At 62.2% G+C, this 24,262-nt stretch carries 20 protein-coding genes; 8 read left to right on the forward strand and 12 right to left on the reverse strand.

Annotation, left to right across the window (positions count from 1 at the left end):
* Positions 1 to 114: 114 nt before the first annotated feature.
* From ACWGCN_RS20680 to ACWGCN_RS20710, 7 genes are all read right to left on the reverse strand, one after another.
* On the reverse strand, positions 115 to 1,614 hold the full coding sequence (locus tag ACWGCN_RS20680; protein WP_452457766.1) for a hypothetical protein: 1,500 nt from the start codon (positions 1,612 to 1,614) through the stop codon (positions 115 to 117).
* Between the two features lie 372 nt (positions 1,615 to 1,986).
* Positions 1,987 to 2,583, reverse strand: coding sequence for a single-stranded DNA-binding protein (locus ACWGCN_RS20685; RefSeq protein WP_452457765.1), 597 nt, complete (start codon positions 2,581 to 2,583; stop codon positions 1,987 to 1,989).
* A 231-nt stretch (positions 2,584 to 2,814) separates the two neighbouring features.
* Positions 2,815 to 3,936: a DUF4192 domain-containing protein gene (locus ACWGCN_RS20690; RefSeq protein WP_452457764.1), complete on the reverse strand. Its 1,122-nt coding sequence runs from the start codon at positions 3,934 to 3,936 to the stop codon at positions 2,815 to 2,817.
* A gap of 89 nt (positions 3,937 to 4,025) precedes the next feature.
* Positions 4,026 to 5,735: a ParB/RepB/Spo0J family partition protein gene (locus ACWGCN_RS20695; RefSeq protein WP_452457763.1), complete on the reverse strand. Its 1,710-nt coding sequence runs from the start codon at positions 5,733 to 5,735 to the stop codon at positions 4,026 to 4,028.
* A 105-nt stretch (positions 5,736 to 5,840) separates the two neighbouring features.
* Entirely contained in the window at positions 5,841 to 6,056 is a 216-nt protein-coding gene (locus ACWGCN_RS20700; RefSeq protein ID WP_452457762.1) for a hypothetical protein, read from the reverse strand.
* A 261-nt stretch (positions 6,057 to 6,317) separates the two neighbouring features.
* Positions 6,318 to 6,533, reverse strand: a complete 216-nt coding sequence (locus tag ACWGCN_RS20705) for a hypothetical protein (RefSeq protein WP_452457761.1) — start codon at positions 6,531 to 6,533, stop codon at positions 6,318 to 6,320.
* 110 nt (positions 6,534 to 6,643) lie between these two features.
* Entirely contained in the window at positions 6,644 to 7,261 is a 618-nt protein-coding gene (locus ACWGCN_RS20710) for a hypothetical protein (RefSeq protein WP_452457760.1), read from the reverse strand.
* Positions 7,262 to 7,630: 369 nt separating this feature from the next.
* Between ACWGCN_RS20710 and ACWGCN_RS20715 the strand changes: the two genes are divergently transcribed.
* The 4 genes from ACWGCN_RS20715 to ACWGCN_RS20730 all read left to right on the forward strand — a co-directional run bounded on the left by ACWGCN_RS20715 (position 7,631) and on the right by ACWGCN_RS20730 (position 11,237).
* Positions 7,631 to 8,290 carry a hypothetical protein gene (locus tag ACWGCN_RS20715; protein WP_452457759.1) on the forward strand — a complete coding sequence of 220 codons (660 nt, stop codon included), beginning with the start codon at positions 7,631 to 7,633 and terminating at the stop codon, positions 8,288 to 8,290.
* The gene (locus ACWGCN_RS20720; RefSeq protein ID WP_452457758.1) at positions 8,277 to 9,449 is read left to right on the forward strand and encodes a helix-turn-helix domain-containing protein; all 1,173 of its coding nucleotides are present in this window, start codon (positions 8,277 to 8,279) and stop codon (positions 9,447 to 9,449) included. Before ACWGCN_RS20715 ends, ACWGCN_RS20720 begins: the two co-directional genes overlap by 14 nt.
* A 346-nt stretch (positions 9,450 to 9,795) precedes the next feature.
* Complete coding sequence (locus tag ACWGCN_RS20725) at positions 9,796 to 10,614, forward strand: nucleotidyltransferase domain-containing protein (protein WP_452457757.1); 819 nt, start codon at positions 9,796 to 9,798, stop codon at positions 10,612 to 10,614.
* A complete protein-coding gene (locus tag ACWGCN_RS20730; protein WP_452457756.1) occupies positions 10,611 to 11,237 on the forward strand; it encodes a metallophosphoesterase in 627 nt (208 codons plus the stop codon). Before ACWGCN_RS20725 ends, ACWGCN_RS20730 begins: the two co-directional genes overlap by 4 nt.
* On the opposite strand, the gene ACWGCN_RS20735 is transcribed toward ACWGCN_RS20730, so the two are convergent.
* Together ACWGCN_RS20735 and ACWGCN_RS20740 are read right to left on the reverse strand one after the other, a co-directional pair.
* Positions 11,227 to 13,143, reverse strand: coding sequence for an alpha/beta fold hydrolase (locus tag ACWGCN_RS20735; RefSeq protein WP_452529073.1), 1,917 nt, complete (start codon positions 13,141 to 13,143; stop codon positions 11,227 to 11,229). The genes ACWGCN_RS20730 and ACWGCN_RS20735 overlap by 11 nt on opposite strands.
* Before the next feature lie 573 nt (positions 13,144 to 13,716).
* A complete protein-coding gene (locus ACWGCN_RS20740; protein WP_452457754.1) occupies positions 13,717 to 14,409 on the reverse strand; it encodes an NAD-dependent epimerase/dehydratase family protein in 693 nt (230 codons plus the stop codon).
* A 71-nt stretch (positions 14,410 to 14,480) separates the two neighbouring features.
* On the opposite strand from ACWGCN_RS20740, the gene ACWGCN_RS20745 reads away from it, so the two are divergent.
* Positions 14,481 to 14,936 (forward strand): hypothetical protein, encoded by a 456-nt coding sequence (locus tag ACWGCN_RS20745; protein ID WP_452457753.1) that lies wholly within the window; start codon positions 14,481 to 14,483, stop codon positions 14,934 to 14,936.
* Between the two features lie 113 nt (positions 14,937 to 15,049).
* Positions 15,050 to 18,790 (forward strand): tetratricopeptide repeat protein, encoded by a 3,741-nt coding sequence (locus tag ACWGCN_RS20750; RefSeq protein ID WP_452529074.1) that lies wholly within the window; start codon positions 15,050 to 15,052, stop codon positions 18,788 to 18,790.
* 382 nt (positions 18,791 to 19,172) lie between these two features.
* Here ACWGCN_RS20750 and ACWGCN_RS20755 read toward each other — a convergent pair whose 3' ends face one another.
* Complete coding sequence (locus ACWGCN_RS20755) at positions 19,173 to 19,391, reverse strand: hypothetical protein (protein ID WP_452458260.1); 219 nt, start codon at positions 19,389 to 19,391, stop codon at positions 19,173 to 19,175.
* Positions 19,392 to 19,546: 155 nt separating this feature from the next.
* Positions 19,547 to 20,809: a PucR family transcriptional regulator gene (locus ACWGCN_RS20760; RefSeq protein ID WP_452458259.1), complete on the reverse strand. Its 1,263-nt coding sequence runs from the start codon at positions 20,807 to 20,809 to the stop codon at positions 19,547 to 19,549.
* 453 nt (positions 20,810 to 21,262) lie between these two features.
* Between ACWGCN_RS20760 and ACWGCN_RS20765 the strand changes: the two genes are divergently transcribed.
* Positions 21,263 to 22,063 (forward strand): adenylate/guanylate cyclase domain-containing protein, encoded by an 801-nt coding sequence (locus tag ACWGCN_RS20765; protein ID WP_452458258.1) that lies wholly within the window; start codon positions 21,263 to 21,265, stop codon positions 22,061 to 22,063.
* Here the strand turns inward: ACWGCN_RS20765 and ACWGCN_RS20770 are convergent, their stop codons facing one another.
* Positions 22,064 to 23,317, reverse strand: coding sequence for a PucR family transcriptional regulator (locus ACWGCN_RS20770; protein WP_387447810.1), 1,254 nt, complete (start codon positions 23,315 to 23,317; stop codon positions 22,064 to 22,066).
* A 176-nt stretch (positions 23,318 to 23,493) separates the two neighbouring features.
* On the opposite strand from ACWGCN_RS20770, the gene ACWGCN_RS20775 reads away from it, so the two are divergent.
* Positions 23,494 to 24,249, forward strand: coding sequence for a class I SAM-dependent methyltransferase (locus ACWGCN_RS20775; protein WP_452458257.1), 756 nt, complete (start codon positions 23,494 to 23,496; stop codon positions 24,247 to 24,249).
* Positions 24,250 to 24,262 lie beyond the last annotated feature (13 nt).

Raw genomic sequence — 24,262 nt, forward strand, 5'->3', positions numbered from 1 at the left:
GCAGGAGCTTGTGGAGCAGTGAGGTTGCGTGCGGTGGTGAGATTGGCTGGTGAAGTTGCGCGGCTGGGGCACCAAGCGGTATCCCAGCCGCGCATCGAACAACGACCGGATCGGTCAGGCGGGCACGCGACGCTCCCGGGGCGCGGGGGCCTCGAGCTCGAGCCAGACACGGCACACGGTGCAGAAGCCGTCGTCGTGAATGGGCTTGTATTCGGTGCACCCTTCACACCTGGCCTGACGCAGGCCGGGCGGCAAGGCACGCTCGCGACGGCGACGCGGACGCGCAGACGCCGTCGTAGTATCGGACTGCTGTTCGGCGGAGCCCGGTTCCGGAGCACCGGGCAACTCTGGGTGTTCGAGCAGGAACCCATCGATAGCGGCGGTGAGCCACTCGGGTGCACGACGCCGAACTTCAGCGAGCAGCCCGCACGCAGCGTCCGGGTAGTGCTCGGCGAAGAACCGGCAGTACGCCGTCGCCAGATCAGTGAACGTGAACCCGGCCGCCAGTGCAGGTAGCCCGGGACGGTTGTCGCTGCGGCAGTAGTCGCACAGTCCGTCGTCGCTGCGGAAGGTGTTTTCGCGGGCATGAATCGGATGGCGGTCGGTGTGAGAGCGTTCGACGAAGCAGGACACGCACCGCCACCCCAAGGTAGGCGCCATGGCGGTGCGGAAGTCGTCGAGTCCGTTGCCCTGGAACAGGAAAGTGTCGCGGCGGTCAGCCCGGCCGTGTAGTCCGGTGCGCTGCGCTGCCCAGGCGACGGAGTCTTCACGTGACGTCGCCGCTCCCCCAGCGACGGCGTGGTCGTGGTCGCGTTGATCGGCAACATAGAGGCAGTACTCGTGATCCCAGATCGCGGCGGCGACGTCGGCGGACCGTGGCGGCAGCTCGCCGGGGCGGCGCGGTGTCCAACCGCGGGGAGCGCGGATACCGATGACGATGCCACGGGCAGCGAGTTCGGCGAGTCGACGACGCAGACGGCCTTGGTCGTCCACTTCGGTGTCGACGAACAGGTTCTCGCGGACGTAGTCGGACACCTGCGACGGTTCGATTTCAGCCGGGCGCCGCTTCCCGCGAGCGAGGACGCGTGCGCGCACCTGGGTCGGAGTGAGACGGGCGGCATCAATGCGTCGGGTTGCTGGTACGACCAGGCGCGAGGACGGGTTACGCCACAGTCGGATCGACTGGCGTGGCATCTCAGCGGTCTGGAGTTGGGCGTGCATTTTGGCGAACTCGTCGGCGACGGTGGAGTTGTTGCGGCGTGCTCGGGCTTCGAGGATTCCGGCCAGGTCGGCGGTTTCGTGGCTGTGTAGGCCGGGGTCGGTGTTGGGCACCAACTCGAGCATCCGGAGCCGCTCGAGGTCGTCGGCGGTCTTGAACCGAGAGGTGAGCCGGCTCAGTGCGGCGTCGAGTGGAAAGAGGGTGAAGACCTCGACCATGTAGTCGAGAAGCTTCCAGTCGTGCTCGGTCGCCAACGCCAGCGCGGCGGGCAGCGCTTCGAGCGCGCCACGGTGGTCGCGGTCGAGGGTGAGGAACGTAGATCTGATGTCGGCGATCGCATCGATGAACAGATTCGTATCGGGCACAACCGATTCGATGGCAGCGGTAGTGGACATAGCGGAACTCCTGACGTGGTCGAGAGATGACGGCAACACCCGGGCGCGCTGGAACTGCCACGCTTTTCGCACAACGAGGGGTGCCGGGCTGGGGTGGGCGCAGCCGAGGGCTACCGACCAGGTCAGTGGGCGACGCGGCGGAGGGAACGCGCCACTGCGTGCGGGGGCGAGTTCCCCGCGCTGACCGACCGGACTGGTGGCTGCGGCTGGTTCGGGCGCGGGGGGCTCGTTTCCGCCGGGCGCGGGCCCGTAGCCGTGGCGTGCGCTGGCCTGGTAGCCCTCGAGCGGCTGGGTCCGCCCCAGACCGTCACCCCGGACCCAGTCCCGGCGACCCGGTCACAGTCCGCCGGTACGGATAAACAGGCGACACGGCTAGAAGTCGGGTTCACCGCCGAACACTCCCGCGGCGGCGCCAGCGAATATCGGGGTAGCCCAGGATTCGTCGCCACCGAGGTCCCCTGTGCCTGTCGGACCGGCCTTCGACCACGGATCGTCCTGTTCGCGACTGTCGATGACGGCGCCACCACCGTCGCTGTCTTGGGCACCAGTTCGGGCACCGCCACGATGCCCTAAACTTGTCCCATTGCTGCTGTTTTGGCGGTTGCCGGCGGTCCGGGTCAGGGTTGCGCGTGCCCAGCGCAGGCTCGGGCCGATCTCGTCGACGTCGAGTTCGAACACGGTGCGTTGCTCGCCATCGCGGGTTTGGTAGCTGCGCTGTTTAAGCCTGGCCATCAGGATCACTCTCGAGCCTTTGAACAACGAGGCTGCGGCATTTTCCGCGGCCTCGCGCCAGAGGTTGCAGCGCAGGAACAGCGGGTCCTTGTCACGCCATTCGCCGGTCTTGGAGTCGCGGTATCGGGGTGTGGACGCGACGGTGAAGTGCGCTACCGCCACCCCTGCTGGTGTGTAGGTCAACTCGAGGTCGGAGCAGAGATTTCCTGTGATCTGGAGATTCGTATCACCGGGCATGGCAAAGCCTTCCGTTGGTATGAGGGGAGGTCGAGAGAACGCGGCACGTGCCGGCGCAGTGCGACTGCACGGCCGCTGTGTTTGCCGGATCGGATCCGACGGCCGCGGGTCCGGCACCTGCGGTGGTCGACGTACCCGCGGGTGTGTCGGTGCGGAATCGCCGCGGCCGCTACCGGCTGACCGCCCGGTCGTGTGTCGATGTCGCGACAGACGGCCCTCGCCGCCGCAGGGTCAGACGGTGGTAGTGATGTCGATGCCGAGCTCTGCCGCGATCTCACGTCCGGTGTCGGCCATCCTGCGGATCTGGTCTGGTCGAATGCACTCGCGCAATGCGACATCCAACAGGTTCGCGATCACGTGGTCGGGGTCGGCGTGCAAGGCTGCGGCGATCGCGATGCCGGCCACGACGGTGTCGCCGTGGTGGTAGGCGCTGTAGCCGAAGAAGGTAGCGGCATCAGCCCGGTCCGGGCCCTCGGTCGCGGATGCGATCTGGCGCCACAGTGCCGCTGCTGGAGCGCGGTGTTCGGTAGCGGAGAGCCCGAACATGATGTCGCGGATCATCCTGTCGCGCACGAGTGCGACGATCATGACGAGATCCTCAGCTGTGAGCGGCATTTGGTCGGCAGTGCTGATCTGGGCGAGTATCCACTCGGTGGCCTCGCGCCGGAAAGCGTTGGCGTGTTCGGCATCGGTAGCCTCGGCAAGGTTGTCGCGATAGTGGGCCGCGGCAGCGCCGATGTGGGGCTGTAGTTGGGCGGCCAGGTCTGCGTTCGGGGTGAGTAGGTCGGCGAGTTCGTCGCGGGAACCGTAGATCTGATTGCCTTCGAGGACATGAGCGAACGCCACCGTCGACGCGCGAGGGTCATCGACCCGACCGGCGCGACCGAGCGTCAACAGGTCCTGGTATTCGACGCCGGTCGTGATCTCGCCGACCCACCAGGCGTGACTGGGTTCGATCCCCGCCCGGTTGAGGTGGTGCAGAACGTCCTCGGCGATCGTCGACCTGGTCGGCCGGTCATCGACGGCAATCAGCATGGTCGAGGTCAGGTTCTCGCGCAGGCACACCGATTCGACAACGTTCGCCAGGTGCCGTACTCCAGCTAGGTCGGCGGCGGCGTCGATGTCGAACCGCATCACCGCCCGAATCGACTGGGCACCTTCTGGTGTGTCGTCGGTACTGAGCAACGCCATGACCAACGATCGGGTGGGCACGAATCCGAGCATCGCGGGTATCGCCGCGATCAACTCGCCAGCGTCACCGACGCTCAGGCGCGGGACGTTGTTCTCGGCGGTGGCGGGGTTGGCGTCGAATTCATCGAACTCCGGACTGCTGATTTCGTCGCTGGCTTCCACAACAGAGTTCCTTTCGTCTTCGGCGGACAGAACAAGGCGAGCCGAGATCCCTGGTGCAACAAGAGGACTCGGCCCGCCTCGCGGTGCGGTCAGGCTGCGTGCGCTTCGGGCTCGCTGACGGGGGTGTCGATGTCGATGTGTTCGTAGTCGAGGTCGCCGACCGCGGCGAGTTCGACGGGGACGAGTTCGTGGCCTACTTGCTGAAGGAACCGCAGGTAGCGGCTCACACCGGTGTCGCTGTAGCGCCAGGAATCTTTGACGGCTCGCTTTTCGTGGGCACCGAGAACGAGTCCGAGGACGATGACCTGACAGCGCGCCGGTTTCGCGGTCTCGACGACCTGTTGGAGCTCGCGGCGCCACGTTCCCTTGCCGCCGAGCAACTCGGCTGCGGTCTCGAAGGCGTTGTACTCACCGAGCACGGCGGGCTCTGCCACCAACGCTTCGGCGATGAACTTCGAAGCCTCCGGCGGCAGAGTTTTACGAGCGAGGAGCCGGGTGACGAACTCCCGACGTACTTCCATCGCGGCGAGCCCCTGCTTGTTGAGTTCACGGACCCGCCGTGCCGCCAACCGCTCCTGCTCGCGTCGCGCGGCCGCTTCAGCCTCGGCTTCGGCTCGCCGTGCGGCGAGCTCCTCACGCGACAGAACGTCGTCGGCCGCCCCGTCGGGGTCATCGCTGATGCCGATGTCGGTGGGTTCGGCGTCGGGCACGTCGCTGATCAGTCGCAGACCCGCGGCGTCGAGTCGGTCGGCGGGGAGGAAGTAGTCGGCTTCCCAGCGATCGTGTTGAGTGACTTCGCGCGCGTGGCGTAACCCGTCGGCGGGTTCGAGGTCGGGATCGTGTTCGGTGTTCCAGTCGATAGTGGCCGCATCGACGATCGCACCGGTATCGCGTTCGACGGTCAATGGGGTGCTCGCCTGTTCGATCCACACCAACCAGCCCGCGTCGGCCGCGAGGTGATCGACGTCGATCGTGTCACCGTTGACGTCGACCAGATCGTTCGCGTGTACAAGTACCGGGTCGGTACCACCGCACTCCGGGTAGTCGTGCAGCACACCGAATCCGGCCTCGGCCCATGGCAACACCGCGGTGAAGTAGGTCCGCCGTTGAGCGCGGTCGTTGGCGATCAGTCGCGCTTCGTAGCTGAAGTACCCGCGGTCGGTGCCGAGCAGCTGCCGCACCGCGTCGATGTCGCCCACATTTTCGTACTCGGCCAAGATCGCCGCCTGTTCGAAGTCGAGCTGGCCGTCGTCGACAGCTTTGCGGGCAGTAGCCGAGGCACCGATCTTGCCGGCCTGTTTGATCTCGTCGCGTTTGGTCTGCAGTGATTTGCCGACGCGGGTGACCGATGCTCCGAGTTCGAGAGCGAGCGCGATTCCGGCGGCTCGGTCACCGTCGGTGAGCGCGATCCTGCGATCGTTGACCGTGATCTGGGTCAGGATCCGTGAGATCTCAACATCTTTCGCGGCGAGGGCCTCGTCGGGTTCGATCAACCAGACCGGGACCTGCTCGATCCCGACCGCCATCGCAGTCAAAGTGCGTAGCTGTCCGTCACGGACCGTCGCGGTGATGTCATCGGGGCGACCGTAGGCGGTGATCGGTGTCAGGACTCCGTGTTCGGCGATCGAGTCGGCGAGCTCGGGAAAGTCGTCGAGGTTGAACGTTTCGCGCACGTTGTTGTCGGTGATGAGAGTGTGCGGATCACGGAAGACCGCGACTGCGTTCCTGGGGCGGGCACCGTGCGCTGCGGTGTTGTCGGGTTCAGGGATTGTGAGATCGGTGGTGGTGTCGGGGGTCATCGAAAATCCTCCTGAATGCGAGGAAGGCAGGCACCCACCTATTGCACGGTGTCGGTGCCTGCCTTCGACGGCGAGCATGGTCTCGGTGCGGGACCGGTCGAGGTGTCAGTCCGCAGTCATGGCACGCGTGGTGATGTTGATCGGGCGTAACCTGCGGGCGCCGTAGTTGTCGGGGTCGGTGTAGGCCCAGTTCTTGGCCTTCCAACCCGGATCACCCTCGCGCCACTGCGCGACGGTGGTGGCTGTCAGGTCGGTCGCGGGGCCGGCGACGCCATGATGGACGGCCAGATCGAATTCCGGACGGGTCACCGAGTCGGTCATGAGAGAAACCTCCGAAAAGTCTTGTGCGCGAACAGCTCTGTGAGATGCCCGCGTGCGGATCGGGAGACGAGCAGTGATTGGTTGGTGAACAAGCGCATCGAGGCATTCACACGAGGGCATGGCTTTTCAGCGCGGGGTCATCGAGTGCGAGATTCGCGCCAGCTCGCATCCGCCGCTAGCGGTCGAAGGCAGCGTGCGGCCGTAGCGGCGTGAAGAGTCGTCGACGATGTCGAACGCACCTAGGTGGCGCGGGATATGAGGTCAGTCCCGGGGCGGGGATGTCAGCCAGCACGTCAGGGTCCGCAACTGCTGCCAAATATGGCCACGCTGGGTTTCGCCACTGCCCTCGTATTCGCTGTTCCACAGATAACTCACGAGGATCTGGGCGGCGCTGACAACGTCATCGCCAGCAGCCAAGGGCACATCAGGCTCTGCATCGGTGGCATCAACCCGTTCAGGTGTACCGGCGTCCGTCATCGGATCCTTCCGAACTGCGACCTTGGTCTTAGCGAACCGCGTGTCCTCGCTTACCACCGAGCGCGCCGAATCCAGTTAGCGCCGTGGCGATCGGCGATTCAATGACGTCGTCATCGGTACGACCAACCGTTGCCGTGGGGCTTCAGAATTCGCCGATTGCCACGTTCCCACGCAGCGGCGTTGGGGTCGTCAGCGAAGCGGTGTCCGTCGGCGTAGACGGTCACCGACAGCTGATGCGCGCGCACAAGCGCCTTGATCGCACTATCGAGACCACCTCGATCAAGGATGTGGAACGCGACCGGCCCAATGGTCAACGCGACGAAGCTGATCGTGCGCCGCATCCCCACGTGATACATCCGCTCCGCCGACGCCGCACCGGTCGGCGTATGCGTCCAGGTGATCGCGGCCAACACCGCGACATCGGACACCGGATCCTCCACCACAGGCATCGGCACCCGCTCGACCACACCGACCATCGCCTGCCGCGCTAACCCGAACAGCGCCAACATCCTCTGAACCTGTTCGGCCGCCGTGAAAGTCATCGCGACACGTCCCCATCGGACCATAATCCGCGCCTCACTAGTCCCGGCCCCGACGACGTCAAGCGCGATTCGCTGTTCCCCGGCCAGCACCACAGTCACGGTCGTGACCACACCGGATTGACGGTCCAACGGTGGCCGACGAACCTGGCCGACCGGGGTAATGACGGGCGATTGTGTGGTGGTCATGGCTAGGTTCCGTTCTAGTCAGGTCGAATCGGGACAAGGCGGACTGGCGCTGGCAGGCAATGGGTCTGGTGCTGTTCGCCGGAGGATGCGGGGCCTCGCGAGTGGCCGCATCCAGCCAGAACGCGGGCCCCTGAGCTTGCCCAATGCACCAAGGCCGACTTGCCATCGCTCAGTCGTTGTGGACCGGATGATGGCTCTGCCGTGCTGCTTGGGCCGCAACCAGTGGTTGTGCCGCCCATGGCGAACCTGGTGCCTCGTCTCTGATCCGATCGGGCGGTACTGGACGATCGTCCGTGTCGTCGCGCCGGACCATGTCTTGCATCTGTGCTAATAATAGAAGCAATACGTAGATCGAGGGGAGGCTAGGTCGTGATCAGCACCAGCAGCGTGACAGCAGCGATTGAGACTCAGGCGAAGGCTTTAGGGCCGATCTTGTTCGCCGGAATGGCGGCGTCTTTGGTCAGTTCTGGCCGCAGGGCCCGCAGTCTCTCGCATCCCAAGTATCCGCATCTGCTTCCGCTCATCTTGAGAGCCGAGTTGCGTGAGTTCCTGGAGACCGAGACTCTGCCGAACGGCTGGGCTGTGGGCGGTGATCCGCGGGCTATGGGGCAGTTGTTGCTGGTGAATCCGGTACTCGGCATGGAGATGTCGTTCTTGAAGGAACGTCGTCGTACATACCCCGGTGGCGTGCCTACCGCAGGAAGGAATCCGGCGCGTCGCGCCCGCTGGACCCAGGGCGAGCTCGATCTCGATCTTGGTCTGCCCTCGCTGCCTTCCACTGCGGATCCAGAGATGAAACTCCTGCTGTGCTGGGACTTTGCTTCTCGCGCGACGCTCGACCAGTTCGTTCTCCGTATCGTCCACACCCTTGCGCCAGGCAAGTACGGGTCGGCGGTACCGTGTGATCTGATCTTGGAAGTTCAAGACAGCGGCAGCATCTTCAGCCACCTGAAGTTCGCCGGCTCCGATGATGCCGACGAAGACTTCTTCACTGTCGACATCCAAAAGGACGAGAATGGGTTCACCTGACGAGGACGCGCGTGAGTTCCATGGTCAGCGGCTGACGGCGCTGCGGGAGGTCTTCGGCCTCACCCAGACCGCGTTGGCCGAGCGAATCGAGGTCTCTCAGTCGTTCCTTTCGCAGGTAGAGCGAGGCGCGCGCCCAGTTCCTGACTCACTGGTGGTGGCGGCATCCAGTGAGTTCGGTTTGCCCGTGTCCTTCTTCTCAGTTCCGACGACCCCACTCGACGTGACCCAGGCCACTTTCCGCAAGACTGCGCGCGCGGGCGCGAAGGATGAGCAGCGGTTGTTGCGGCTGTACAACGAAGCCGCTCGACTTTTCAGGACGGTGTCGGAGCAGTCAGGCTACATCGAGGCAAGCCTGCCGGAGCCCGCCGATTACGATCACGATCCCGAGGCGATCGCCCGAGCGATGCGTCGGCGCGCTGGCCTCGATGATGAAGCGCCAGTGCTCAATGCCACTCGCTGCCTCGAGCGGTTCGGTTTCGGTGTCATCGACCGGCTCGACGAACACGGCCACGGCGGCCGCGGCCATACCGGTATCTCGCGTCCGTCTCGTTTGACGAACCGCCCGCTGGTCGCTCTTGTCGAGGATGTGCCGGGCGCGGTCAAACGGCTCACCATATTACACGAGGCCTATCACTGGATTGCTGATCGCGACCGGTGCAGTCCGATTGCGAGTACGCGCAGCCCTGAAGAGCACCATGCCTTCCAGTTCGCGGCGGCCTTTCTGCTGCCGGAGGAGGTTGTTCGGAGGCGAGTATCGGAGTCGCTGAACCTTCACGGTTACCTGCCGATCAAGGCGGACTATGGGATTTCTGTCGGTGCGATCACCCGCCGCGCTCGCGACCTCAGTGTAATCAGCAGTCAGCGCTATCGGAGTCTGGCTATTCAGTTGTCTTCGCAGGGGTGGCGCACCGACGAGCCGGTCGAAGTCGCAGACGAAAAACCACTGTTGGTGAGCCAGGCGCTCTCTCAGGTCTACGGATCGCAGCCAAATGCTCGCGCGTCACACGTATTGGGGCTGGCCCCGGCATGGATACATCGCTGGACGCGCGGCGGGGCTCACGAAGCAACTGAAACTGCGGGCGCAGTGATCGATTTCGCGGCCGCTCGGCGGCATGGGGCTCGCCGCGAGCATGCCAGCCTCGGTCGGATCCGGTACTGACTGGATCTGCTCCTGCGCCTCCAGTGTTCAAACGAAGGTGCGCATCAAACCCGGGCGATTCAGCGGGGGTATTCGCCAGGTGATCTACGCCATGACGTGGCGGTTCAGATCGCGCACCCGTTCAAGATGGCCACCCACGAACTCCCGATGTTGGGGACACATGAGATCCCCCGCAGATTTGGAGGTAGTAACGGATTCCTTTCTGCGACTTAAGATTACAGAAAGCGAATTCATCGGCAGAAACCGCTCGCTGTATGATGTTCAAGTAGCCGTAGTGGTTCCAAGTTTTGACTACACCGAGGCTCCGCAGATCGCGAATTTGTCGGATTATACTTAGGTAGGCGCCGTGTTCGAGAAAGCCCTCGACAAGAGTGAACTTCTATCTAGTCTTGAGCGACTAGAACTAACAACCACCGAAATTGTCGGTGTCATGCAGCGCATCGAGAGCCGCACTCTCGGCCTCGTCCTCTACGGAAGTCGCGCTCGCCACGACTACTTGCCTTCGTCTGACTTCGATATACTCAGATACACAGACTCATGGAATACTCCGACGTTCAAGATTGGTCGTGTATCTGTCAGCTCATACACCCGCGAACAGCTGGAGAGTGCCAGCACAACCCTATTTGGTACTCATGTCCGCCGCGATGGAAAAGTCTTAGTCGAGCTAGATAAGAATCTAACTGACATAATAAATGCACTGGAAACCGCAGACCCCGATCAACTATTGAACCGCGTCAAGATCTATTCAAAAATCCTTTCTCAGCCACATGCAGAAAAGGCGCTACACTACTCAGGAATGGTACGCTTAGCGAGATACCTTCTCCGCACGAGTATATACGCTCTGGCTATGAAGGGTGGGGATACATGCTTTTCGGTACGTCAACTTTCTCAACGTTTTGATGATCCACAACTGGCGACACTGCTAGCGTCGGATCCCGAAATAACCGGCAGTCCGTCAGTAGATCTGCTAAACGAGTTAGTTAGCCGGTTGGAGGTTATAATTGGACCACTGCCCGTACATGGATATCAATCACTGGAAGCGCTTGCAATCGCTTACTGGGACGATGATCGAAATCTCGCTGCGCTCGCAATCCGAGCATCACTAGATGACAATATCGAAAATGGTGAAATAGACTATTCAGACCTACCCAAGGTACTTCTATGACAGTGGAGTATGGCATCATAGGGGACGTTCACGGAAACATTTCCGCCCTACGTGGATTGCTTCGCCGACTTGTCGAATGGCGTGGAATCTTGATTTTTACAGGTGACTATGTGAATCGTGGGCCTGATAGCTTTGAAGTTATTCAAACGCTGGTCAACCTGGCTAACGATCGTCCGGATACGGTCTTCCTTGCTGGCAACCACGATATCGTTTTTCGCGATGCAATCCGGTCTGGCTCACTATCGGTACTGCTGAGGATGGGCGGTGCCCCCACTGTGAAGTCCTACGTCGAGACTCCTGGGATAGATGTTGCACAACAGCTCCGAGAATCTATCCCAGCCGACCACTTGACGTTTCTGAGCTCGCTTCGGGCGTCATATATAAGTGCCGACGGACTTGCAGTAACACACGGGCCCGCTGATCACCTTCCAGGCTCGGCCAATTCTCGATATCATATTTATGGTCACGTGCCGAATATTGACCTTTTACCTAGGATCGGCGCTACATCTGCCGGGATTGACACGGGCTGCGGTACTCTCAAGTCAGGTCGTTTGACTTGTCTTTTCTGGCCATCGCTGACGGCAATTCAAGTCGACGCGTTCGGAGGTAATGTTACTTCATAGCCAGCCGTAGTTCGTCGATTTTTACGAGTAGAGCGGCACTGCCTATTGCAACTGCAAGCCGCTGCGCTTTTTCGAGATCGACTCGCGCTTCAATATTGAACCCAGCTTTATTCAACGAGTCGGCGAGGCTGAGTCTCGCCCATGCTTCAGCGGTCACATGACCCGATGTGTAACACTCTTCCGCACATTCTGTCAGCATGGCAATAGATAGTTCGAGGTCTCCACTAGCAGCGGCTATGCGCGCGATCAGTTGTCTCGACCGGTTCACCCCCTCAGCGTTCGATGCGGCTGTATTGTTCTCTAGAGATTGTTGGGCGTAAAGCCTGGCTTCAAATATGTTCCCCTGATCCAGTAGCGCGCCTGCAAGCTGATGTTGCGTGAGCGCAATGTTTGCTGGACGACCTGTTCGCAAGTTTATTTTCAGCGCCAGCCGAAAGCTCTCTTCGGCGCCGGGTATATCTTCCATCGCTATTTTTATCTCCCCCAATGCAGAATAGACAGCCGCTGATTCAGAGCGATCGTCATCTGAGCTGAGCAGAGACTGAGCTTCATTGCACCTTTCAAGCGCCGCATTCAGCTCTCCGAGGCGTGTTTCAAGGCGGGCAATATTTAGCAATGAATGCACCCGATCGAGACGATTGCCCGCCCGCTCTCTGATTGTTAGCGCCTCATCAAACCACTGACGTGCGCCCTTGACGTCTCCGAGGCGATCGGCAGTATGCGCCAAATTGTCAATTGCATACGCCCGTGCCTTCAACTCCCCACGTGAATCACCACTCGCCGCTTCTACTGCTTCTCTCAAAGCATAGCTAGAGTCGCGAAATTTTCCCATCTTCCTCAGAGTAATGCCAATACTAGACATAACCCGCGACCGCGTGATCGCGTATTCTTCACAGTCCTCTTTTTGGGCGAGAAGATCGATTATCTGATATCCGACATTAATCGATTTGTCAGACTCGCCGATTCTTCTGAGGAATTTTGAATATCTCTCCAAGGCAACGATATTATCTGTGGCGATAGCATTTTGAAAAGCAGCCCTGGCTTGTGCGATCAAACCCTGCGCCAGATACCGTTCCGCACGTTCAACGTGCACGCTAACGTCAGTGTCGGCGGAATCTACCTGGCGATCGTGCACGCTAGAGTCTATACCTTTTGCCGAGGTACGCGCACGCACATCGGCGAGGTGTCGACATAAAGTCTTATATACGGCATCATTTTTCGAGGTGGGCTTGATAATTGAAAAATGATCCCCAGGCAGCACTCCCGTATTATCGGGAGGGAAGCCATCTCGCGCAGATGAAGTTGAAACTATGCCATCGCTATCCCCAGCATACAAAACTATAGGGATATGTAGAGACTTAGGGTCTTCGGGGTCTGCATATACAATCTTTTGCAACACGATCGAACGCGCTTCGGTCACTTCCCGATTTAGAGGACGCAGCGAACGCTCGTGCGTATTTCTCCAGAATCCGGCCGATTTTCTGAAGGTAATGAAGAATTCTGATCCGGCATTTGGACAGGCGAACATTAGAATTAGCTCGATTCGCTCAAGCTGCTGCACCAGCCCTCTCTGGATGCTTCTCGATAGAAATCTTTGTACGATTAGACCGCCTTGACTGTGGCAAACGATCACAATTTTGGCCGTCGGAGAGACAAAATTCTTCATGAAGGTAGCGAACCCGTCCGCTGCATCATCGAACGTCGGAACCGATCGAGCCGGACTGAACGATACCTTTGGAGTGGGGTACTCGTAGCGCAAAATATCGACGTCGCCCATGTCTCCATCATCGTGTACAAGCTGGGCTAACCTGTCCCAGGTAGCACCTGATGAGAACAAACCATGTACGAAGATGATTGTGAGCCGACCGTCCATTTGCAGATCATATGCGTTGGCTGATGGACACATACAGCGCGCCTTGGAAGTTCGTCCGCGGCCTGGCCAGACACACAATCCCGCCCGGAAGCCGCACCTGTGGAGCTCTCACCTCCAGGGGCAGGCAGCTACAGCGCCGATCAGACGCTACATGTCGACCGCTTGCTGGCGCCGCGCCACGCGTAGGGTAGGCCAAAATCGACGGAGAGTTGATCGACACACCGACAGGGGGCACCTGCCGGAAGGCCGCGATGAGGCAGAAACGGGACCGCTGTTGCGCATGTAAGTGGCGGGTTTCGCCCACTGTCGGCGGCGGAGGAGCCGCGGCCCGCTACCCTGACCCAACTCGACCCACAACACGGAAACAACACGGATTCAACGGGAAACAGCAGGACCTATCGGGATCGAGCGGGAACACCGCGAACACCAAAGCTACAGGTCATAGGCTGTTTTGAGCAATATTGGAAACTGTTGGGTAGCAGAGCATCTAGAGCGGCAGGTTTCTGGTTCGAGTCCAGATGGGGGAGCATCTACCAGGGCAAACGTCACCGTTTGACCCTGGTTTTTGACTATTCTGACCCCTCACTACACGAAAACAACATCTTTTCACCGTTTCAGTCGCTCCAAAGTGGCGGTGAAGTCGGGTGCCTGCGTCGGTTGATCGATGTAGTGGCGGCGGGTCACCGCATCGCCCGCGTGGCCGAGTTGGCGGGCTGCGTCCTCGGGACTGTGTGCGCGGTCGCGATCATCGTGGCAACGGTCCCGAGGAAGGTCTTGGCGGTGATCCAGGCGAACTAGTCTTCCCTCGTCTGCTTCCAGAGGCGTTCCGACCCTCGCCGTTTCACATGCTGACAGCGTCGAGGACTTGCTTGTTGGAGAGCCGATTCCGTTGCCCAGGCTATAGATTCGGTGCTCACAAGAGCCAGCAGCATCATGCGCTGGTAAATGCGCATGTGCGAGGTCGGTGACGTGGATGTAGTCGCGAACGCAGGTGCCGTTGGGAGTCGGGTGGTCATCGCCGAACAGGCAGAACTTGTCACGCAGACCTCCGGCGGCTTCAAGCGCCAATGGGATGAGATGCGGTTCGGGCGGGTGGCGTTCGCCGATCATCGGGACGTCGCCACAGGTATGCGCACTCGCGACGTTGAAGTAGCGCAAGCTGACAGCACCGAGTTCACTGGCGCGGGTGATCGACGCAATCGCTCGGTCGACGGTGAGCTTCGTGTCGCCGTAGTTAACGGATGAAGCCGGGCTGTCCGGGCCAGCGGCGTCTACGAACAAGGTCGTCAGGGCTTCCACGCCAGCTTGGGATCGTCTAGATCTCAACAAAAGCAGAAGCAGTGCTACCTACCGGGTGGCAAGATTGTGGAATGGATCCTGTGATGGCACTTGTTGTTTCGGCGATCGCCGCAGGCGCGGTGGCCGGCGTAGGCGACACAGCAAAGCAAGCGGTGCGTGACGCCTATGCCGGTTTGAAGAACCTGATTTCGCACAAGTACGCCGACGTGGACGTGTCGGGGTTGGAGCGGAAGCCGGATTCAGAATCGAAGAGGGCTTCGCTGGCAGAGGATCTCGTCGATGCCGGCGCCACGGCGGACGCCGAGTTGGCGGCGGCCGCGGCGGCAGTGCTGGAGGTTGTCCGCCGACACGACCCGCAGGTAGTGGTGGGCGTGGATGTGCAGGGTTTGATGGCCGAAGCATTGAAGATCTCTGATATAGCTTCGACCGGTGATGGCGTGCGGGTTGCCGACAGCAAGATCGCGGGGGCGGCGGAGATCACCGGGGTGAAGGCAGGATTCACAGACCCTTCCACGGCGCGGAGCTGACTCCCAACAGTTCTGCGCCCGGCATGCCCTCGATCGGGGCAATTCTCTCCGGGAACACATTTGAGGGGCCAGTCCTGGTCGGCGACCATGCGCCAACAAGGCGTCTGAGGGACTTGGTCCAGATCATGGGGCGCGACGAGGACCTGCCAACGGTCGCTGAGCTCGATCCCTACCGTTTGGGTGCCACCAGTTCACCGTTCGGGAGGGCGGGGCACTTCCGCGTTCGGGACGGGTACGTCGCACGGACCGCCAACCGGGTCGATGCGCGGCTGGCAAAGGCGTTCCGGGGGAATCAGCTGGTCGTGGTCGTAGGCCCATCAAAAGCGGGCAAGACCCGCACCTTGTTCGAGGCAATACACGCCTACGACTCGACCGCGCGGTTGGTATGCCCGGTTGTCGATCAGATCGCTGATTTGGCCGCGACCCCCCGAATCAGGGATAGCGATGACACGTTGGTGGTCTGGCTCGACGACCTACACATGTATCTAACCGGTAATGCTGGTGACCTGACTTCTACGGTGTTGGACGCACTGACCCGACGCCGTGGCCGGACGTTGGTGGTGGCAACGCTCCGTTCAGAGATGCGCGCCCAGTTGCGGGGCGACGGTGAGATGCGGCGCGAGACTCGCATGTTGCTCGATCAAGCGCTACTCATCGAGTTGGCTTCCACTGATGATGATCCTGAGGAACGCGCCGCCGCTGAGCGTACATACCCGGAGTTGGCCTTTGACGGTCATGGGTTGGGCGAGGTCCTTGCCGGGGCTCCAGAACTCTTGGATCGCTATGATGATGCTCGCGCAGATGACCCGCTCCTACACACGGTAATCGCGGTCGCAGTCGACTGGGCGCGCATCGGCCGCACCGAACCTATACCCGAGTCGACGCTGACCCGGCTCACAATGCGCGCCATGCGGACAACCTATCCCCACGTCAACGCCACCGACGAAGACGTACAAACAGCGATCATTTCAGCACGTCGGCCTCCACCCGGCGCTGGCCGCGCCGCTGCGCTGCGCACCACATACCTTGATGGCGATGATGATGGTGACACCCGCAGCTACCGCGCCTTCGACTATCTTGTCGCCGCCGATGACGGACAAAACCAGCGAGTACCGCGTCGTATCACGGAGTCCTTCTGGCACAACGCGACCTACAACGCCACACCCGAGACCTTGACAGCTGTCGGGTACGTCGCCTCTTGGCGCGAGGCCACTGCTATTGCAAGCACACTATTTCGGCGCGCTGCGGATTCCGGCCATTCTCCTGCGATGTACAGCTTAGGAAGCTTGCTTCATGAGCTCGGCAATACCAGTGAAGCCGAGTGCTGGTACCGAAAAGCAGCCGGAACTGGCCATGCTTCTGCGATGTCCAGTCTCGGTTTCATGCTTGATGAGCGTGGCGATGCCAGTGAAGCAGAGATTTGGTTTCGCAAGGCTGCCGAGGCCGGCAATGCTTCCGCGATGGTCAGTCTCGGGACCATGCATCACGAGCGTGCTGAGGTCGATGAGGCCGAGACTTGGTATCGAAAGTCTGCCGAGACCGGCCATGCTTCCGCAATGTTCAGTCTGGGGCTCGTGTTCAACGAGCGTGGTGATGCGGGCGAGGCAGAAACCTGGTTTCGGAAGTCTGCTGAAACCGGCCATGTGAGGGCGATGTTCAGTCTCGGGGTATTGCTCGACGAGCGTGGTGATATCGGCGAGGCAGAAACCTGGTTTCGGCGCTCCGCCGATACAAGTCATCTTCCCGCGATGTCGAGTCTCGGCGTGCTACTCCACGATCGTGGCAATCTCGACGAAGCCGAAACCTGGTACCGAAAAGCCGCCGAAGCTGGCCATTCGTCCGCAATGTCGAGTCTCGGCGTACTACTCCACGATCGTGGCGACCTCGACGAAGCCGAAACCTGGTACCGGCAGTCTGTTGAGACCGGCCACGCCACAGCGATGGGAAACCTCGGAGTCCTGCTCGCTGAGCGGGGTCGGAGCGATGAGGCCGAGTCTTGGTTTCGCAAAGCCGCCGAGAAAGATCATATAAAGGCGATGTACAGCCTCGGGGTCTTGTTCGACGAACGTGGCGAAGCCGATGAAGCCGAGAGCTGGTTCCGCAAGGCGTCCGAAGGCGGCCATCCGAAAGCGATGCTCAACCTCGGTGCGTTGCTTCATGATCGCGGTGACCTCGACGAAGCCGAAACCTGGTACCGCAAAGCGGCTGAGACCGGCAACGTCACAACGATGGGCAACCTCGGAGTCCTGCTTTACGAACAGGAACGAACTGGCGAAGCCGAGACCTGGTTCCGCAAAGCCGCGGAAACAGGTGATGTGGCGGCGATGGGCAGCCTCGGAGTCATGCTCGACAAACGCGGTCGAGCTGGTGAAGCCGAGAGCTGGTACCGAAAAGCCGCAGAAGTCGGCAATGCGAAAGCGATGTACGGCCTTGGTGGCTTGTTGGACGAGCGTGGTGAGCTAGGTGACGCTGAAAACTGGTACCGAAAAGCCGCCGAGGCTGGTCATTCGTCCGCGATGTCGAGTCTCGGGGTGCTGCTTCATGATCGTGGCGACCTCGACGAAGCTGAAACTTGGTACCGAAAAGCCGCCGAGACAGGTGATGTGACGGCGATGGGCAACCTCGGAGTCCTGCTCGCCGAGCGGGGTCGGAGCGATGAGGCCGAGTCTTGGTTTCGCAAAGCCGCCGAGAAAGATCATATAAAGGCGATGTACAGCCTCGGGGTCTTGTTCGACGAACGTGGCGAAGCCGATGAAGCCGAGAGCTGGTTCCGCAAGGCGTCCGAAGGCGGCCATGCGAAAGCGATGCTCAACCTCGGTGCGTTGCTTCATGATCGCGGTGACCTTGAAGAAGCAGAAACCTGGTACCGGAAATCTGCTGACACCGGCAACGTCACGGCGATGGGCAACCTCGGAGTCCTGCTCGATGAGCGCGGCCGGACCGACGAGGCCGAGTCATGGTTCCGCAAAGCCGCGGAAACAGGTGATGTGGCGGCGATGGGCAGCCTCGGAGTCATGCTCGACAAACGCGGTCGAGCTGGTGAAGCCGAGAGCTGGTACCGAAAAGCCGCAGAAGTCGGCAATGCGAAAGCGATGTACGGCCTTGGTGGCTTGTTGGACGAGCGTGGTGAGCTAGGTGACGCTGAAAACTGGTACCGAAAAGCCGCCGAAGCTGGTCATGGGATGGCAATGGGTCACCTCGGTGTGTTGCTTCATGATCGTGGCTACCTCGACCAAGCCGAAACCTGGTACCGGAAATCTGCTGACACCGGCAACGCCACAGCGATGGGCAACCTCGGAGTCCTGCTCGATGAGCGCGGCCGGACCGACGAGGCCGAGTCATGGTTCCGCAAATCCGCCGAGACCGGCTACACGCAGGCGATGTACAACCTCGGGGGCTTGTTCGACGAACGTGGCGAAGCCGATGAAGCCGAGAGCTGGTTCCGCAAGGCGTCCGAGGGCGGCCATCCGAAAGCGATGCTCAACCTCGGTGTGTTGCTTCATGATCGCGGTGACCTCGACGAAGCCGAAACCTGGTACCGCAAAGCGGCTGAGACCGGCAACGTCACAACGATGGGCAACCTCGGAGTCCTGCTTTACGAACAGGAACGAACTGGCGAAGCCGAAAGTTGGTTCCGCAAAGCCGCCGAGACAGGCCATCTCCCAGCGATGTACAGCCTCGGAATCCTACTGCTCGACCGAGGCCACACCGGAGCAGCCGAGACCTGGTTGCGGCGCGCCGCCGAGACGGGCCATGCGAAAGCGATGTACAGCCTGGGGAATTTGCTTCGCAACCGTGGCGAGGCAACGGAAGCTGAGACCTGGTTTCGGAAAGCGGCCGAAACTGAAGTCTGAGTCCGTTGCCACTGAATCATGGGCGTCGAACGTCGCTGAGGCGACCGCGTTGTTGCACCCCCGCGGCGTGGTTGTTGTCGCAGGGGTGTCGCACCGACAGCCGGTCGAAGTCGCTGACGAAAGTCGTTGCTGCTGAGTCAGGCGTTATCTCAGGTCTATGGATCGCAGCCAAATGCTCGCGCGTCCGGTTATCGGAAAATTCCTCGCCCCGCTCGCCGATCAGCTGACGGGTTCGGTCGAGCAGCCGCATCCTCGAAGTCCCGCGAGCGGCCATACCCAACACTCCGAAGACCAACTTCACGAGGCTATCTCCGCCGCTGATGTCCGCCCGGACTGCCGCGCCGACAGCCTTCCCGACCGGCTATGGCGCGTTGGCTTCGGTTCATGCTGTGAGCAGCGCTATCAAGGCCAGTGCTACGAGGACTACCAGCAGTGTCGCCACGATCTTGGCCAGTCGAATCCGGCTCGAGCCGGGTTCGACGACAAATGGCGCGGCGGCCGCGACGACCGCCGCGGCGGGTAGGGCGAGCACGGTGCCGATGAGGAGTTCGTAGCCATGGGGATCTGTCAGCGGATCGGTTGACAGTCTGGAGTGGAGCACGATGTACACGCACCGTAGCCAGAAAAGTCCTGCTGTACAGGCGATGAGAAGGGCCGACGCGGCGACCGGTATGCGCCATCGGATGCCGGCCGCCTTGTTCGGTCTCACCACTGCCTCTCCACGACTTCGGTGGCCGACCTGGGGTCCGCCTCCGATCAGCATGCCTGGGCGGTCTGGTCGGGGTCACCGCCGGCGGCTAACTCTTTCTCACCCGCGCCGGTCATGCGGGCTACGAGCGCGGAACGCAGGCGCCAGATACCGTCCGGCTGCGTCGGGTCGAGGCCGGTGATCTCGGCGATCTTGTTCAGTCGGTAGTCGACAGTGTTGGGGTGTACGTGCAGCGCACGCGCGGTGTGCAGACGAGTGGAGTGGGTCGCGAGGTGCGCTGTCAACGTCTCCAGCAGGACTGGATGGTCCTCGAGCGGGTCCAGTAGCGCGGCCAGATGCCTTCCTGCTGTGCCCGGCCGGGACAGCTGATACTCCAGCGACAGGTCGTCGAAGCGCTCGAGCCCGACTCGGCGCAGGCGGCGCATGATGTCGAGCACCGCGTGCGCGCGCTCGACCCCTTCGGAGATGCCGCCTGCCCCTGCCACCACGAACGCGGCGCGAACCTGCGTCTGCGCCGCGCCGGCGATCTGCTCGACGAACCGTTCGGCGGCGCCGGGATCGAAATGGTCTTGCGGAATCAGCAGGGTAGCTGTGTCGGTGCCCATCTGCATCAGCGCGTTGTCATCGCAGTGGTGCAGCACCTCGGCCCTGATTCGCCGAATTGTCCGGTGCGCGAGGATATGACGATCCGGGCGCGGCTCGTCCGCTCCATGGCGTGGCACGAACCCGACCGCGAAGACGAAATAGCTCTCGGCCAACCGGACCCCGCAGGCGCGCGCCAGGGCCGGTGTCGCATTCCCGGCGATCAGCGCGGCGGCCACGGTATCCGCTGCGTCACTACCCGCTACCTGCCTTTCACGCAGGTACGCCTGTGAGATCGCCATGGCGAGCTCGCGGGAGAGGTGGCCGAACATGCGCGCTGTCTCGATCAGTGCCACGTGATCCTCGTCGACCCTCGCGCGTGCGGTGAGATGGTCGAACACCGCCTGCGTGCCTACCCGCACGGCCTTGTGCATCGCGTCGATCGTGACGCCCTCGCGTGCCCACTCCATGACGTCGGCGCGCACCTCGGCCAGCGGTTCGGCAGTGTCGCCGCCGGTCAACGTTCTGGCGGTGAGCTCGAGGCACGCGTTCACCAGTGCGGCGACATCGCGACGTAGGGCCGCCATGGGCACTCGGGCGGGTAGTTCACTGCCGACGATGAACAGACTCATGATCTTGCCCGAAATCGTTGACGCTGCGGGGAGCCGGTCGAGAATCGGCCGACCTACCGTCGTCGCGGTCCGGGCCGACAGGATGCTGTCGGGCATGCGCACATTTCCTACTTTCCGCTGTTTGCGCTTTATCGTGCGGCCTCACCACCCCGCGTTCCAATGGTGCTTCGCACCCCGATGAAACCATCGTTGTGCACTATGCACCATCGGGCATGCAAAGGACGCTTCACCCGTACACCCAAACAGGGTACGGAAGCAGGATTCGCGGCTACGTCCGACACGGTTCCGCCCGGCGAATGCACGGTCTCCGTGCTTGCCAGATGTCGAGTACGGACCTTCTCAGCTGTAGAAATGCTGCCCGTGCCCGCAATGACGGCGAGTGAGCCGACCCGGTGCGGAGCGCGATGGTCCCAGGATTCACCGTCGGCAGGCATCCGCTACGCCGGTCGAATTCGAGTGAACGAATGTGTACTATTTTGCCGTGAACAGCTCGGGCGCGCAGCCGCTACAGGGTTCGACCAGCCACGCTACTCCGCCAGGGTTGCTCCGATGACCACAGTCACGATCACCGTGCTCGCGATCGTCGCCGCCGGTGAAGCCGTCGGCATACTCATCCTGTCGATCTTGCTGGTCCGGAGTCGGCGCAAGCGCCGGGCACCACGTCGGTCGACGACGGGGCAGCGGTTGGTGGTGAGCGGTCGCGAAGCGGTACGAACCGCCTGGCAGGCCGCTGATCTGGTGCGTGCCAAAGGTTTTCGTGCCGCCGTGCTCACCTCCATCGAAGACCTCGCGGGCTGGGCACGGGTCGAACGTCCCGACCTGGCCAGACTGGCGCCCGACGGCAACGTCGTCATCATGTTCTCCGACATCGAGCAATCGACCGCTCTCAACGAACAGCTGGGCGACCGTGCGTGGGTCAAGCTGCTCGACCGCCACCACCGCCTGGTGGATCGCTGCGTGCACAACCACGGCGGCCATGTGGTCAAGAACCAGGGCGACGGGTACATGATCGCCTTCGCCGCTGCCGACCGGGCGGTCCGATGCGGCCTGGCCATCCAGGCGGCACTGCTCAAGGACGCCGAAGCATCCCGGGGCGAGGCCGATTTCCGGGTCCGGATCGGTATCCACATGGGAAGTTCCGTCCGCCGGGGTGACGATTTGTTCGGACGCAACGTCGCCATGGCCGCGCGGGTCACCGCGCAGGCAGAGGGTGGCGAAGTCCTCCTCAGCGAGCCGGTGCTGGAGGCGATCGGAAGCAGTACCGATCTCACGATCGGAACCGGACGGGAAGCGACCCTCAAGGGCCTGCGGGGCACGCACCGCCTCACTCCGGTCTGCGCGCGGCGGTAATCAACTGGGCCGGGGAGTGTTCTGCCGCCAGTACAACGCGTCCAATGCGACCGCGACATGCACGCCGTTCTCCGCCAGTGGACGTGGCAGCAACTCGTCCGCGCGGGCGATCCTGCGCAAAATCGTGTTCCGGTGGGTGAACAGGCGCGCCGCAGCGCGCGTGGCATTGCATTGCTCGTTGATGTAGACGAGGACCGATTCGCGCAGTTCGCTGTCGGCGTGTTCCAGATCGCCGAGGGTGTACTTGATGAATCGGTCGGCCTGAGCGCCGTTTTCGGTGATCAGCGAGGTCAGCTGCACCTCACCGAAGGTGACCAGGCGTCGGGTGCTGTGCGGGCGGGCGAGGATTCGGTGCGCGGCCTGCGCGTCGAGGTGACTGGTCCGGAACCCGGCGAGGTCTCGGCCGGTCGAGCCGATCGCGATCCGCACGCCGGGGATATGGTCCAGCGCTTCGGTCAGTGCCGCGGTGTCGGGAGGGGTGGGGCCGGGCACCCACACCCACAGGGTGGCCGCGCTGGCGAGCACGCTCAACGCCGTGGCCGCCCCGGCGGCCTGTGTGAGGGCCCTGGTCACCCGATGCGGTTCGTCGAGTTCGGCACCGGGAATGTCACTCCAGGCGATGGCCGCGGTGTGGGTGGCGTCGAGCCGGTAGCCGAGGCGGGTCGACGCACGCTCGATGTTGGTCGGCTCCCCCTCGAGAATGAGCGAAATGACTTCGCGGCGTTCGGCATACGAGCCGCGGGCGAGTTCGTCGCGCTCCTGACCGATGACCTCGGTGATCGCCTCGATGGTGCCGTCCACGAATGCGGCGATCGAGGCGGCGGTGACCTCCAAGACCTCCTGCAGCTCGAACGGGTCCGGCGTGAGAATGAAGATGATGGTCATCCACCGTCGCCAGACGACATTTTGCCCGACGCGATAGGCCTGCAAAGCGGCCTCGTTCATGCCACGCCGGACCAGGTCGCGAACGGTGGCGATCTGGTCCGCACCGAGGTTGATCGGCACCGGCATTCCCGGATCGGCCACGTTGGCCGAGGCCCAGTGCAGCAGGTTGCCACGGTTGACGCGCCGGACCGCCTCGGCCAGCAGCGGATCCCCCGCGACAGCGCGCAGGCTGGTTGTCAGGAGAGTGGCGTCATAGAGTTCGTCGAGCCATTCCTCCGGCGCGTTCAGCGCGATCTCGGCACCTTGGCGGATTACTTCTCGCGCGCGGTCGGACAGGCGTCGATCGAACAGACCATCACCGGAGTGCACCGTGTCATTATGCAACCTCCGATCCGAATTCATCTGCGCCGAACTGCCCGTCGCCGGCCCGCGTAGTTCGTCAACGACACCCGCGACCAGGCCGCGGCGTTCGTCCGCGAACAGCTCAGCCGGTAGCCGCGAAACTGAGAGGTGTCGCCGGGCGGTCGCTGGCATAGTGATTTCGCATGGGACGGACGTTCGAGGATTTGATCGCCGAAGCGGCATCGGCGCCGGTGGAGGGATGGGACTTCTCCTGGCTCGACGGGCGGGCCAGTGAAGCGCGTCCTTCGTGGGGTTATCAGCGGCTGATGAGTGATCGGCTGAAGACCGCTTCCGCTGCTCTGGATATTCAGACCGGTGGTGGCGAAGTTCTGGCCGAGGCGCAGGTGTTCCCGCAGACCATGGTCGCCACCGAGTCGTGGCCGCCGAACATCGCCAAGGCGACCGCGTTGCTGCATCCTCGCGGCGTCGTTGTCGTCGCCGCGCCCGACGAGCCGCCGTTGCCGTTCGCCGACGCGGCGTTCGATCTGGTCACCAGCCGACATCCGGCGACGATCTGGTGGGCGGAGATCGCGCGCGTTCTGCGTTCGGGGGGAACGTATTTCGCACAGCACGTCGGACCGGCGAGCGTGTTCGAACTGGTGGAGTATTTCCTCGGTCCGCAACCGGAAGCCCGTCGAGGGCGCCATCCCGACGACGAGGCCGCCGCCGCGCGGGCCGCCGGACTGACGATCACCGACCAGCGGACCGAGCGGCTACGCATCGAGTTCCACGACATCGGTGCCGTCGTGTACTTCCTGCGCAAGGTGATCTGGATGGTGCCCGGGTTCACCGTCGAGGCCTACCTCGACCAGCTGCGTCGGCTCCACGATCGAATCCGGCAGGAGGGGCCGTTCGTGGCGTATTCCAGCCGTACTCTCACCGAAGCCACCAAACCGTGACTCCCGGGTGGTG

The sequence above is a fragment of the Nocardia sp. NPDC055050 genome (genome assembly GCF_053608345.1).